The sequence below is a fragment of the Methylobacterium sp. Leaf111 genome (assembly GCF_001423285.1).
Classification (GTDB): domain Bacteria; phylum Pseudomonadota; class Alphaproteobacteria; order Rhizobiales; family Beijerinckiaceae; genus Methylobacterium.
The window spans coordinates 66,450-79,649 of sequence record NZ_LMNE01000003.1 but is presented as its reverse complement, the minus strand read 5'-3'; the positions used below and the strand labels follow the sequence as shown (position 1 = coordinate 79,649).

At 71.0% G+C, this 13,200-nt stretch carries 12 protein-coding genes; 4 read left to right on the top strand and 8 right to left on the bottom strand.

All coding sequences use genetic code 11. The annotated features are described in order from the left end of the window. Positions 1–19: 19 nt before the first annotated feature. Positions 20–1,576: a glutamine-hydrolyzing GMP synthase gene (gene guaA, locus ASF41_RS05445; protein WP_056491478.1), complete on the bottom strand. Its 1,557-nt coding sequence runs from the start codon at positions 1,574–1,576 to the stop codon at positions 20–22. A 165-nt stretch (positions 1,577–1,741) separates the two neighbouring features. On the opposite strand from guaA, the gene ASF41_RS05440 reads away from it, so the two are divergent. Then, positions 1,742–1,969 carry a hypothetical protein gene (locus tag ASF41_RS05440; protein ID WP_056212771.1) on the top strand — a complete coding sequence of 76 codons (228 nt, stop codon included), beginning with the start codon at positions 1,742–1,744 and terminating at the stop codon, positions 1,967–1,969. 82 nt (positions 1,970–2,051) lie between these two features. Here ASF41_RS05440 and ASF41_RS05435 read toward each other — a convergent pair whose 3' ends face one another. Then, complete coding sequence (locus ASF41_RS05435; protein ID WP_056491544.1) at positions 2,052–3,353, bottom strand: RsmB/NOP family class I SAM-dependent RNA methyltransferase; 1,302 nt, start codon at positions 3,351–3,353, stop codon at positions 2,052–2,054. Between the two features lie 164 nt (positions 3,354–3,517). On the opposite strand from ASF41_RS05435, the gene ASF41_RS25570 reads away from it, so the two are divergent. After that, positions 3,518–3,691, top strand: a complete 174-nt coding sequence (locus ASF41_RS25570) for a hypothetical protein (protein ID WP_200927196.1) — start codon at positions 3,518–3,520, stop codon at positions 3,689–3,691. On the opposite strand, the gene panE is transcribed toward ASF41_RS25570, so the two are convergent. The 4 genes from panE to ASF41_RS05415 form a co-directional block, all read right to left on the bottom strand. Continuing rightward, complete coding sequence (gene panE / locus ASF41_RS05430) at positions 3,685–4,641, bottom strand: 2-dehydropantoate 2-reductase (protein ID WP_056491542.1); 957 nt, start codon at positions 4,639–4,641, stop codon at positions 3,685–3,687. The genes ASF41_RS25570 and panE overlap by 7 nt on opposite strands. Before the next feature lie 77 nt (positions 4,642–4,718). Further along, positions 4,719–5,150, bottom strand: a complete 432-nt coding sequence (locus ASF41_RS05425) for an MAPEG family protein (RefSeq protein ID WP_056491476.1) — start codon at positions 5,148–5,150, stop codon at positions 4,719–4,721. Between the two features lie 61 nt (positions 5,151–5,211). Next, a complete protein-coding gene (guaB, locus tag ASF41_RS05420; protein WP_056272260.1) occupies positions 5,212–6,705 on the bottom strand; it encodes an IMP dehydrogenase in 1,494 nt (497 codons plus the stop codon). 164 nt (positions 6,706–6,869) lie between these two features. Then, positions 6,870–7,772: a DUF3313 domain-containing protein gene (locus ASF41_RS05415; RefSeq protein WP_056491474.1), complete on the bottom strand. Its 903-nt coding sequence runs from the start codon at positions 7,770–7,772 to the stop codon at positions 6,870–6,872. A gap of 72 nt (positions 7,773–7,844) precedes the next feature. On the opposite strand from ASF41_RS05415, the gene ASF41_RS05410 reads away from it, so the two are divergent. After that, positions 7,845–9,494: an MDR family MFS transporter gene (locus ASF41_RS05410; RefSeq protein WP_348271621.1), complete on the top strand. Its 1,650-nt coding sequence runs from the start codon at positions 7,845–7,847 to the stop codon at positions 9,492–9,494. A 36-nt stretch (positions 9,495–9,530) separates the two neighbouring features. Here the strand turns inward: ASF41_RS05410 and ASF41_RS05405 are convergent, their stop codons facing one another. Together ASF41_RS05405 and ASF41_RS05400 are read right to left on the bottom strand one after the other, a co-directional pair. After that, positions 9,531–10,064, bottom strand: coding sequence for a DoxX family protein (locus tag ASF41_RS05405; RefSeq protein WP_056491470.1), 534 nt, complete (start codon positions 10,062–10,064; stop codon positions 9,531–9,533). Between the two features lie 79 nt (positions 10,065–10,143). Further along, entirely contained in the window at positions 10,144–11,313 is a 1,170-nt protein-coding gene (locus tag ASF41_RS05400) for a multidrug effflux MFS transporter (protein WP_082504072.1), read from the bottom strand. Between the two features lie 358 nt (positions 11,314–11,671). Here ASF41_RS05400 and ASF41_RS05395 point away from each other — a divergent pair, with 358 nt between their 5' ends. Continuing rightward, positions 11,672–13,102 (top strand): serine hydrolase, encoded by a 1,431-nt coding sequence (locus ASF41_RS05395; protein WP_082504066.1) that lies wholly within the window; start codon positions 11,672–11,674, stop codon positions 13,100–13,102. The last annotated feature ends 98 nt before the right edge of the window (positions 13,103–13,200 follow it).

The following is a 13,200-nucleotide window of genomic DNA, read 5'->3' as shown; positions in this document are numbered from 1 at the left end:
ATCGGTCCTCGCCTGCCCTTCATTCCCACTCGATCGTTCCGGGCGGCTTCGAGGTGATATCGTAGGTCACGCGGTTGATCCCCTTGACCTCGTTGATGATCCGCGTTGCCACCCGACCGAGGAACGTCATGTCGAACGGATAGAAATCGGCGGTCATGCCGTCGACCGAGGTCACGGCGCGCAGGGCGCAGACGTGGTCGTAGGTGCGTCCATCGCCCATCACCCCGACGGTCTTCACGGGAAGGATCACCGCGAAGGCCTGCCAGATCGTGTCGTAGAGGCCCGCGTTGCGGATCTCCTCCAGGTAGATCGCATCGGCCTTGCGCAGAGCTTCGAGCTTCTCGGGGGTGATCGTACCGGGGCAGCGGATGGCAAGGCCCGGACCCGGGAAGGGGTGGCGTCCGACGAAGGCCTCCGGCAGCCCGAGCTCCTTGCCGAGCACACGGACCTCGTCCTTGAACAGCTCGCGCAGGGGCTCGACGAGCTGCATATTCATGCGCTCGGGCAGGCCGCCGACATTGTGGTGGGACTTGATCGTGACCGAGGGACCACCGGTGAACGAGACGCTCTCGATCACGTCCGGGTAGAGGGTGCCCTGGGCCAGGAAGGCGGCGCCGCCGATCTTCCTCGACTCGGCCTCGAACACGTCGATGAACAGGCGCCCGATGGTCTTGCGCTTCTGCTCCGGGTCGCTGACGCCGGTCAGCTCGCCGAGGAACAGGTTCTGCGCCTCCACATGGACGAGGGGGATGTTGTAGTGGTCGCGGAACAGGCGCACGACCTCCTCGGCCTCGCCCATGCGCAGGAGGCCGTGGTCGACGAAGACGCAGGTGAGCTGCTCGCCGATCGCCTCGTGGATCAGCACCGCCGCCACCGCTGAGTCGACGCCGCCGGACAGGCCGCAGATCACCCGCTCCTTGCCGACCTGCGCTCGGATCTTCTCGATCGCCTCCTCGCGGTAGGCGCCCATGGTCCAGTCGCCGCAACAGCCGGCGATGTCGCGCACGAAGTTGCGGATCAGGAGGGCGCCATGCGGCGTGTGCGCCACCTCCGGATGGAACTGCACCGCGTAGTACTTGCGCGCTTCGTCCGCGACCGCCGCGAAGGGGGCGTTCTTCGACATGGCGACGGTCGTGAAACCGTCCGGCAGCTTCGTGACGCGGTCGCCGTGGCTCATCCAGACGGGGTAGTGCTCGCCCACGTGCCAGACGCCCTTGAACAGGGGGCAATCCGACAGGATCTCGATCTCAGCCCGACCGAACTCCGCGTGGTGCCCGCCCTCGACCTCGCCGCCGAGCTGGGCCGCCATGGTCTGCTGACCGTAGCAGATGCCGAAGACCGGCACGCCGGAATCGAACACGATCTGCGGGGTCCGGGGCGAGGCGTCGGTCGTCACCGATTCGGGACCGCCCGAGAGGATCACGCCCTTGGGCTTGGTTTCGGCGAAGGCTTCGGCCGCCTTGGTGAAGGGGACGATCTCACAGTAGACGCCCTCCTCGCGAACGCGGCGCGCGATGAGCTGCGTCACCTGGCTGCCGAAATCGACGATGAGGATCTTATCGTGCTCTGTAGTCATGGAACCGGAGTTAGACGAGGCCTCGGTCCGGTGCAACGGATCACCCCGCAGAGCCGCCCCGCGGCGGGCATCGGGCTGGGGATGCGGCGCAAAGGACCGTTAACCCGGTGTTCACCGCCGGGCGTCGACACCGTGCGCCCCCAGCAACGAACAGGAGCCTCAGCCATGAGAGCCACCATATTCGGGATCGCCACCCTCGCCCTCGCCGGCTTCGGAGCCACCTCGGCCTCCGCCTTGCCCGTTCCGGCCGGCATCGCACCCACCAGCGGGATCCAGCAGGTCCGCGTCGTCGAGCGCACGGTGATCCGCGGCCCCCGTTGCAAGACCGTCGTCACCAAGCGCCGTGGGCCGATGGGCCGGATGGTCGTGGTGCGGAAGCGCCGCTGCTTCTAAAACTGCGCCGCTGATTCTAGAAAGGCGCTGCTGCTCCTGAGCAGATGTCTGGAATGGCCCCCATGTGGGGCCATTCCTCGTTTCAGGCCAGCCGCTCCAGGGTGGCGACGTAGAAGCCATCGGTGCCGGTCCGGGCGGGACTCATCTGGAGGCCGTGCTGGGTCAAGCGGACGACAGAGCCGAGATAGGGGGCGTGCTCGGCGAGAATCTCGGAGGTTGAGACCACCGCAAAGTCGTCCGACCGACGCGCGAGGAGGTCGGTGACGGCCGCGTCGTTCTCCTCGGGGAGCAGCGAGCAGGTGATGTAGGTGATGCGACCGCCGGGGCGCACCAGCCTTGCGGCCCGGTCGAGTACCGTGGACTGGTCGGCGACGCGTGTGCTCAGGGCATTCGGGCGCATCCGCCACTTGGCATCGGGATTACGCCGCCACGTGCCGGAGCCGGTGCAGGGGGCATCGACGAGGACGCGGTCCGCGCGGCCGTCGAGGTCTGCGAGGACGTCGGTGCGGGCCTTGCCGGCACGGGGCGTGCGGATCTCCGCGACGGCGCCGGCGCGCCGTAGGCGCTCGTGCATCGGGGCGAGCCGGCGCGGATCGTCGTCGCTGGCGATCAAACGGCCGGAGTTCTCCATCATCGCGGCCAGGCTCAGGGTCTTTCCCCCGCCGCCGGCGCAGAGATCGATGACGGTTTCGCCGGGCCGTGCGCCGCTGAGAAGGCTTGCGAGCTGCGACCCCTCGTCCTGAATCTCGTACCAGCCGTCGATGAATTCCGGCTCGACATGGAGGGCCGGGCCGCGTCCGTCGTCGCCGATGGGGATGCGCAGGCCATTGGGCGCGTGCGGGGTTGGTTCCGGTGTGAGGTGGGCGAGGCCCGCCAGGGCCTCTGCGCGGCTGCGCTTGAGGGTGTTGACACGGATGTCGAGGGGCGCGCGTCGGCCGAGGGCCCGTAGTTCGTCGAGGATAGCGGATCCGAAGGTCGCCTCGAGGGAGGGGAGCACCCATTCGGGAACATCGCCGGCGACATGGAGCGGGGCGTCGACCAGGGTGCCGTCCGTCAAGCGCGTCCGTTCGTCTGCGGTCAGTGGCTCCGGGGCGAAGCGTTCGCCGCTGAACATCTCTGCGATGGTCGGGGCAGCGAGACCGTACTGGAGCCGCAGCGTGCCGATGACGAGGCTGCGCGGGCTCTCGTCGGCCATGATCCAGGCGGCGGAGGCGCGCCGGCGCAGGGTGTCGTAGACGAGGCTGGCGATGGCGGCCCGGTCGCCCGATCCGGCGAAGCGATGGGCGAGGCCCCAATCCTTCAGGGCATCGGCGGCGGGGCGGCGGCGCGCGGCGATATCGGCGAGGACCTCGACGGCGGCGGAGAGGCGGGCGGGGGGCGTCAGGGCAAGATCCTCGGGTTCTGAGCAGTCGCTTTCGGCGGGCGCCGCGATACGGCCACGCTTCGGGCTGCGGCCGGACACAATACAGTCGAGCTTCCGGCGCGTTTACGGCTCAGCTTGCGCCACGGTGCCGCGCAGAGCGGACGCCTGGAGCTTTAGAGAACCCCATGTCTCCCGTCATCCATCTCAGCCTCGCCGGCCTCGTCATGCTGGCGGTCGCCGCCTGTTCCACGGCGCCGGACGCCCCCGACCTGTCGGCGCCGCCCCCGCGCCGGCTCGATGCCAAGACCCAGCTCGAATACGGCGCGCCCCCGCCCCCGCCGCCCGGCCCGCGCTACTGAGGGTTCGCAGCCGCCGACTCGCGGGTGCGGCGTTTCTCGTAGGCCTTCAGGTGCGTGTAGACCCGGTCGAGCATCGGATGCCCGGCCGCATCGGGGGCCCGCGCGATCAAGTCGCCGATGATGTGGTCGGCCTCGATCCGGGCACCGCCCTCGATGTCGCGCAGCATCGAGGCGGTGAAGGCCGAGCCCTCGGCGGTGAGCGTCCTGCGCGTGTTGTCCATCACGGTCGACCGCGGTGGGTAGCCGGCGGCTTCGGCGATGGCGCGGCACTCCTCCATCAGCGCCGTGATGAAGGCGAGCCCGCCCGGAGCGGCCATGATGTCGCCGATGGTGGCGCGCATCAGGCAGGTGGCCCCGGCCAGGGTCGCCAGGAAACTCCATTTCTCCCACATTTCCAGTAGCATATGCTCGCTGAGGCGGGGCTGGAAATTCACGCCCTGCATCAGGGCCTCGATGGCCTCGACGCGGGCGGAGCGGCCGCCGGCGCGCTCCCCGTAGGTCAGGGTGTGGAGCGGGTTCATCTGGCGGATCTCGCCCGCGGGGCCGAGAGTCGCCACGATGGCGCAGGAGCCGCCGAGCACGCGGTCCGCACCGTATACCACGTCGAACGCGTCGAGGTGGCGCATCCCGTTGAGCAGGGGCAGGATCGCGGTGTCGGGTCCGACGGCCGGCGCGACGTCGGCGATGGCGCTGTCGAGATCGTAGGCCTTGCAAGAGAACAGCACGAGGTCGAAGGCGCCGCCCTCGCCGGCGGCGAGGTCGGCGGCGGTGACGGTCTGCGGCGCCGGAATGTGCAGGTTGCCGGCGGGACTCTCGAGCCTCAGCCCGGCCGCGGCGAGCTTCGCCGCGCGGGCCGGACGGACCAGGAAGGTGACGTCGCGGCCGGCCTCGGCGAGGCGTGCGCCAAAGTATCCGCCGGTGGCCCCGGCGCCGACAACGAGCACGCGCATGGTCTGATCCCTTTCGTCGTTCGCGGATCGCGGCCCGATGCGGCCACCCATCCGTCAGGCCGCGTCATCGTCCCGGGTCAGACGCCGATCGGCGCCAGGAAGATCCGGAACGCGAAGAGGATCCACATCACCAGCAGCACCAGCGTGCCGACGGCATAGGCGCGGAAGCGGTGCGGGATGTGGTTCGTGGTGAGATAGACGCCGGCATGGACGACGCGCGTGGCCACGAAGACCCAGGCCAGGATCACGAACAGGAGGTCGGCCTTGCGGGTGGCCAGGGCGAACCCGACGAGGACGTAGAACAGCACCGGGATCTCGAACTGCTTCGAGAAGGTGTTGGCGGCCTGCTGGGCCGGGGCCGGCCAGTCGCGCTGGCCCAGTGTCAACGCGCGGTCCTTTACGGCGCCGCCGCGCACCGCCGAGAGGCGCATCCGCCCGGTCCAGAACAGCAGCGCGAAGGTGAGGAGGACCTGGGCGAAGACGGGCGCCAGGATGGCTTGGACGGTCACGGCGATTCCTATCGGGCGGCGACCCGTGCCGGACGTCCGGCACGGGCGCGCGCGGCGCGGGTCAGGCGCGGCCGGGGTAGTTCGGGCTCTCGCGGGTGATGGTCACGTCGTGGACGTGGCTCTCGCGCAGGCCCGCATTGGTGATGCGGATGAACTGCGCCTTCTCCTGGAACTCGGGGATCGTCGGGGCGCCGACATAGCCCATGGCGGCCCGCAGGCCGCCGGCGAGCTGGTGGAGCACCGCCGCCACCGGGCCCTTGTAGGGCACCTGCCCCTCGATGCCCTCGGGCACGAGCTTGTGGGTGTCGCTGACCTCGGCCTGGAAGTAGCGGTCGGCGGAGCCGCGGGCCATGGCGCCCACCGAGCCCATGCCCCGGTAGCTCTTGTAGGAGCGGCCCTGGTGCAGGAACACCTCTCCGGGCGCCTCGTCGGTGCCGGCGAGGAGCGAGCCGAGCATGGCCACGGAGGCGCCGGCCGCGATCGCCTTGGCGAGGTCGCCCGAGTACTTGATGCCGCCGTCGGCGATGACCGGCACGTCGGCGCTCTGCGCCGCCTCGACGGCCTCCATCAGGGCGGTGAGCTGCGGCACGCCGACGCCGGCGACGATGCGGGTGGTGCAGATGGAGCCCGGGCCGATGCCGACCTTGATCGCGTCCGCGCCGGCATCGATCAGCGCCTGGGCGCCGTCGCGGGTCGCGACGTTGCCGGCGACGATCTGCACGGTGTTAGAGAGCTGCTTCACGCGGCGCACGGCGTCGAGCACCTTGATCGAGTGGCCGTGGGCCGTGTCGACCACGATGACGTCGCAGCCGGCATCGATAAGGCGCTCGGCCCGCTCGAAGCCGCTGTCGCCCGTGGTGGTGGCGGCCGCGACCCGCAGGCGGCCCTGCTCGTCCTTGACCGCGCCCGGATAGGCGACCTGCTTCTCGATGTCCTTGACCGTGATGAGGCCGATGCAGCGATAGTGGTCGTCGACGACGAGCAGCTTCTCGATGCGGAACTGGTGCAGCAGGCGCTTGGCCTCGTCCTGGCTCACGCCCTCGCGCACGGTGATGAGCCGATCGCGGGTCATCAGGTCGGCGACGGTCTCAGACGAGTTGGTGGCGAACCGGACGTCGCGGTTGGTGAGGATGCCGACGAGCTTGCCGCGGGAGCCGTTGGGGCCTCGCTCCACCACCGGGATGCCGGAGATGCGGTTCTGCTTCATCAACGAGAACGCATCCGCCAGGGTCTCGTCCGGGTGGATGGTGATGGGGTTCAGCACCATGCCCGACTCGTACTTCTTGACGAGGCGGACCTGCTCGGCCTGCTCGGCCGGCTCGAGGTTGCGGTGGATGACGCCCATGCCGCCGTTCTGCGCCATGGCGATGGCCATCGGGGCCTCGGTGACGGTGTCCATGGCCGAAGCCAGGATCGGCAGGTTCAGGTGGATCGAGCGAGTGAGCCGGCTCGCGATCTTGACGTCGCTGGGCATCACCGAGGAGGCCGCGGGGCGCAGCAGGACGTCGTCGAAGGTCAGGCCCTCGATGATGGAATCAGCGGTGATGCGGGCCATGAACCAACTCCGGAACGGGTGCTGCGTCGGGCGCTCGCGGGCGTTCCGACGTCACTGGGTTGGCACGGGCCAGTATCATGCACGGGGAACCGGCGCAAAGCCGCCGGTGCGCGCGTCCGACAGGAAAATGCGCCCGGGACGCCGTTCTCCGGTGGGGGTTGCGCCTAGCGCACGCCTCGGGACGCGCCTGGCAGGCCCTCGGCCGGCCCCCTGTCGGTCCATTCCGGCGGCGCGCCGACGTAATCGCCGAGGATGCCGTCGAGGCCGGGGGCACGGCCGAACGCCTCGCAATCGGGGTCGAGCGGCGCTTCGCCGAGGGTCGTGATGCGGACGCGGTCGTAGGTCGGCAGCGTGAGCGGCGCCTTGAACGGATCCTGGCCGGTGGCGAGGTAGAAGCCGAAATCCTGGCCGAACTCGCCGGCGAGGTCGTAGGCGTCGCTGGCCGGGGAGAACCGGGCCTGGTTGGTGAAGGCGTTGCTGGCCCCGCCCCAGACCATGGCGGCCCGCTGCACGTTGCGGCTGTCGAGGGCCTCGGCCTCGACGGTCAGGCTGCCGAGACCGATCGGGATGCGGGGGATCGGGACGCGGCCGACGGCCGTCGCGAAGCCGGCGCCGAGCTGGGACGCGATGGTGATGCCCGCCGAGGTCGCCACCGTGGCGCCGGCCGCCGGCACGTTGGTGAGATCGATCCGGGTCACGGCCGAGCGCACCGTGAGGTCCGCCTTCCGGCCCGAGACCACGTCGTAGCGCAGGGAGAGTTCGTAGCAGAGCGCCCGGTCGGCCGCGTTGGCCACGAGCTTTCGCTCGGCCGGCGTCAGGCCCGGAGCCACGACCTCCGAGAAGGCGGTGGGGACGATTCGCACGGTCCGGGTGGCCGCGAGGGCCGCCGGATCGACGAAGATCCGCGAAGAGCTGGCCGTCTCGTCGCTGCCGGCGAGGCGGTCGTACCGGGTCAGGGCGCCGGATTCCGTGAGCACCACGGTCCCGCAGCCGGCGACGGCAGCCGCCAGGGCGAGGCAGGAGACGAAGCCCGCCAGCCTGCGTCGATGTTCGAACCTCGGAAGCATCGGTGACTTTCTTGGGGACACGGTGGGGAGCGCCCGGCACGGCTCCGAAGCGGAGTCGAGCGGCACCCGATCATGCCGTCGAGCTTAGCGGCTCCAGCAACATTGTGGAAAGGTGAGCGAGGCCGTCGCCGGTTCGATGCTGGGCCGATGTGGCCGCAGGGCCACGCCGTCGAAAGGCCCGGGCCCTGCACGTGCGGCATGTCCCTTTCATCCGGAGACATTCGTCATTGCATACGCGCTTGCCGCGGCATCGCTTTTTGTCGGTATGAGGCATCCGAAACGCCCGACCGGACCTATGTCTCGCCGATGCGCACGTCCCAGATCGTCCCCCTCGTCGTCGCCACCGCGCTATTCATGGAGAACACCGATTCCACCGTGATCGCCACCGCGCTCCCGGCCATCGCCCAGAGCCTGAACGAGGACCCGATCGCCCTCAAGCTCGCCCTCACCGCCTACCTCGTCAGCCTGGCGATCTTCATCCCGATCAGCGGCTGGATGGCGGACCGGTTCGGGGCCCGCACGGTGTTCCGGGTCGCCCTCGGGGTGTTCATGGCCGGTTCGCTGGCCTGCGCGGCCTCGAACTCCCTGGCGGGCTTCGTCGCCGCACGGTTCTTCCAGGGGCTCGGCGGCGCCATGATGGTGCCGGTGGGACGCCTCGTGATCCTGCGCAGCGTGCCCAAGAGCGAAATCGTCAGCGCCCTGGCCTACCTGACCATTCCCGCCCTGATCGGGCCGATCTTCGGTCCGCCGCTGGGCGGCTTCATCACGACCTATTTCGACTGGCGCTGGATCTTCTTCATCAACATCCCGATCGGGATCGCCGGCATCGTGCTGTCGACGCTCTACTTCGAGAACATTCGCGAATCCGAGCGCCCACCCCTCGACGTCCTCGGCTTCCTGCTCTCCGGGCTGGGGCTCGCCACGCTGATGCTCGGCCTCGCCTCCACCGGCCGCCCCCTCCTCCCGGAGGGCGTCTCCTGGGGCTGCCTCGCCGCCGGAGCGATCCTCCTGGGGCTGTATTTCCGGCATTCGCGCGGCCTGGCCAACCCGGTGATCCGCCTCGACCTGCTGCGCTACCCGACCTTCCGCGCGGCGGTGACCGGCGGCAGCCTGTTCCGGATCGGCACCGGGGCGATCCCCTTCCTGCTGCCGCTGATGCTCCAGATCGGCTTCGGCCTCGATCCCCTGCGCTCGGGCCTCATCACCTTCGCGGCGGCGGCGGGCGCGCTCCTGATCAAGCTCGTCGGCCCCCGCATCCTGCGCGCCTACGGCTTCCGGCGGGTGATGCTCGTCAACGCGCTGGTCGCCTCGGCCTTCCTCGCGGTGAACGGCCTGTTCACCGCCGAGACCCCGCACGCGATCATCATCTGCGTCCTGCTGATCGGCGGCTGCGTGCGGTCCCTGCAATTCACCTGCGTCAACGCCATCGCGTATGCCGAGTTGGAGACCCGGGAGATGAGCGCGGCCACGAGCCTCGCGAGCGTGGCCCAGCAGCTCTCGCTCAGCCTCGGGGTGTCCTTCGGGGCGCTGGCCCTGGAGGGCGCCGCGGCGTTCCACGGCCGCACCGAGATCGTGGCGCAGGATTTCGCCCCGGCCTTCCTGGCGGTGGCGCTGATCTCGGTGATGTCCTTCTTCTCCTTCCGACGGCTCAACTCGGAGGCCGGCGCCGAGGTCTCGGGGCACCGGCTCGTCGCCGCCGCCCCGCGCAACGCGATGCCGTAGGACGCGATGCCGTCGAACGCGGGGGCGTCCGGGACCTCAGGCGGCGGCCCGGGCCGGATTCCGCCCGGGGGCGCGCTTGGGCTTCGATCCGCCCCGCGCGGCGGCCGAGGAAGTGGCCGGTGCCTTGGCCGATGCCTTGCCCGCGCCCGCCGACGCGCGTGCGCCCTGGCGCCAGCCCTGCCAGCTCCAGCGGCCGGGGCCGGTCATCGCGTAGATGAGGAAGCCGCCGGCGAGGCCGAAATCGGCCAGCATCAGGGTGCGCTCGGCCACCGCGCTCGGCCCGGAGAACTGCCAGAACGGGTGCAGGAGCACGGCCATCACGCCGACGAAGACGGCGAGCGCCAGGCCGCTGAGGCGCGGCAGCACGCCGAGGATCAGCGCGACGGGGCCGAACACCTGGACGATCACGGCCGCGGTGGCGACGGCGTTCGGGGACGGCAGGCCTGTGGCCGCGAGGGTGACGGCGAAGCCGGAGACGTTCAGGGCCCGGGCGACCCCCGTGGGCAGCAGCGCGGCGGCGAGAAGCAGCCGGGCGAGGAAGAGCAGTCCGTCTTGGGCACGGCCGGTCACGTCTGGGGCTCCGTCAGGGATCCTGGGAGACCGAGGTTTGTCGCGACGGCCTGAAGACGGCGTTAAGGCTGCGGTGTCCTCAACCGGAGACGCCGCCGCGGAAGAGGCGGCCCCGCTCCGTCCAGGCCACCACCGCGAGGGCCAGGCCCCCGAGGAGGGCGTAGCCGATGCCGATGGGCAGCACCGAGCCGTCGAAGGCGTGCCCGATCAGGAAGCCGCAGAAGGCGCCCAGGATCGTGGTGTAGAAGCCGAGGAAGGACGAGGCCGTGCCGGCGATCTCGCCCAGGGGCTGCAGCGCCAGGGCGTTGAAGTTCGGCATGGCGAAACTGATAAGGAACTGGTTGGCGGCCAGGATCGCGAGGAACAGCCCCAGGGGCGGGTGACCGTGATAGGCGAGCCCCGCCACCACCTGCCCCACCGCCACGATGACGAACAGGCTGAGGCCCGCATGGGACAGCGGGCGCATGCCGAGGCGCCGGACGAGGCGGGCGTTCACCAGGGTGGCGGCCCCCATGGCGCCGGCGACGAGGCCGAAGGCCAGGGGGAACAGGCCCCCGAGATGGTAGAGCCCCGTGTCGAAGACCTGCTGGGCCGAGCCGACATAGCCCATGATGCAGCCGGTGAGCAGGCCGAGCGCCGTGGCGTACCCCACCGCCACGCGGTTGCGGAAGGTGATGGCCACCGCCTGAGCCACCGCCGCGAGGGAGAAGGGGCGCCGGTATTCCGGATGCAGCGTCTCGGGCATCCGCCAGGCGAACCAGATCACCAGGATGCCGGCGAGCACCAGCATGGAGACGAAGACGTAGACCCAGGAGCCGAACAGCAGCATCGCGCCACCGATGGCCGGCGCGATCATCGGCACGATCAGGAACACCATCATGATGAGCGACATCACGCTCGCCATCTCGCGCCCCGCGAAGCGGTCGCGCACGATCGCCGTCGACAGGACGCGCCCGCTGGCGGCGCCGATGCCCTGGATGACGCGCGCCGCCAGGAGCCAGCCGAAGGACGGGGCCACCATGGCGAGGCCGGTGCCGACGACGTAAATCGCCAGGCCCGCCAGCAGCACCGAGCGCCGCCCGTAGGTGTCCGAGAGCGGCCCGTAGACGATCTGCGCCGTGCCGAAGCCGATCATGTAGACGTAGATGAGGAGCTGCAGGCTGTTCGGATCGACCACGCCGAAGCGGGCCTGGATCGCCGGAAACGCGGGCAGCAGGTTGTCGATCGAAATCGCCGTGACGGCCATCATCAGCGCGACGATGCCGACGAACTCGCCGAAGCCCGGGCCTGTCCACGGCCGGGCGGCCGGTTCGGAGACGGTGACGGGGATGGGGGCGGGGGCGGCCGGGGCGTGCGCGGCGGGGGCCTGCGCGATTTTGGCCGGGGTGGTGCTCACCTGGGACGGTCCTCGGGGGCTGGGGCGGCGCGGCGGATCATCAGTCGAGCCAGAACGTTTCGTCCGGCTCTTGGTGCCTTCGGCGCGGCGGGGCCATCGGGGGCGCTGCATGGCAGCCGCGCGGGGTCCTCGGCGCGCTCGCGCCACAATTTCGGAGAACCGTGACCGGGTGCCGGGATCGCGGCGGGTCAGGGAGCGGAACGGCGGCAGCATGCAGGAGACGCGTCGCCGCATCGTCCAGTTCGGGCTCCTCGGGGCCCTCCTGCCGGGCCGTCCGGCCCGGGCCGGCGCCGATTCGATCGCCTCGTCCGAGATCACCCCGCCCGACTTCGCCGCCCGGGCCGACGCCCTGGTGCGGCCCTACGCCCGAGCCGGGATCTTCTCCGGCGCCGTCATCGTGGCCCGCGACGGCGCGGTGCTGTTCCGGCAGGCCTACGGCGTTGCCCAGCGCGAATGGTCGGTGCCCAACACGCCCGAGACCCGCTTCCGGATCGCCTCCCTGACGAAGCAATTCACCGCCGCCGCGATCCTGAAGCTGCAGGAGGCCGGGCGGCTCCGGCTCGACGACCCGGCCGCGCGGTACATGCCCGGCTTGCCGGCGACCTGGGCGCCGATCACCCTGCGGATGCTCCTCGACCACACCGCGGGCCTGCCCAACGTGACGGCCCTGCCCGATTACCCGACCCTCCTCGCCCGGACCGCCCGGACGCCCATGGACGTGGTGGGCCGGCTCTATCGCGAGGCGCTGCTGTTCCCGGCGGGCTCGGCGCAGGAATACAGCAACACCGGCTACATCCTGCTGGCGGCGATCGTGGAGGGGATCACCGGCGCGCCCTTCGCGGCCGCGCTGCACCGCCTGGTCCTCGCCCCCGCCGGCCTCGCCGAGACCGGGGACGCCGATCCGGCGGCGGTGATCCCGCAGCGGGCCGCCGGCTACCACCGTGCCGCCGGGCAGTGGCACAACGCGCCCCCCGAGGTTCCGGCGGCCGTCCTCGGGGCCGGCGGCCTCGTCTCCACGCTCGATGACCTCGTGGCCTGGGACGCCGCGCTGTTCTCCGGCCGGGTCCTGCGACCGGCCTCCCTGGCCGAGATGGTCCGCGACGGCGGCCACGGCTACGGGCTCGGCCTCTATGTCGGCCATGCCTACGGCCAGCGGCTCCTGTCCCATGGGGGCTTCCTCGACGGGTTCTCGGCGATCAAGGACAGCTACCCGGATCTCGGCCTGACGGTCGTGGTCCTCGGCAACACCGAGACCACGCCGGCCCAGACCCTGTCCCGCCGCCTCGGCGCCCTCGCCCTCGGGCAGCCGGAGGTCAGCGAGATCGCGGTGCCGGCCACCGTGCTCGACCGCTATGTCGGGTTCTACCGGACGGGGCCGCGCGCCGTGGTCGCCCTCGCCCGGGAGGGCGACCGCCTCGTCGCCCGCGGGGCCGGTCCCGCGCGCCTTGCCCTGGCACCGGAGAGCGACCGCGTCTTCGTGGCCGAGGACGGCACCCGCCTCGCCCTCGACATCGAGCCGGACGGCCGGGCGACGGGCCTCCTCCTCGACCTGCCCGGCGGCGCGCGCGCGGGTCCCCGGATCGACGCGCAGACGGCCCGGCGCATCGGCAACCGGCGCCTCGCGCGCCTCGGGCCGCGCTGAGCGCCGCCCGGGTCGCCAACCCGCCCGAACGGGTCTAACATCGCCCCCGCGCCACGACGCCATCGGGCGCGCCGATCATCCGAGCCGCGCGCTCGCGC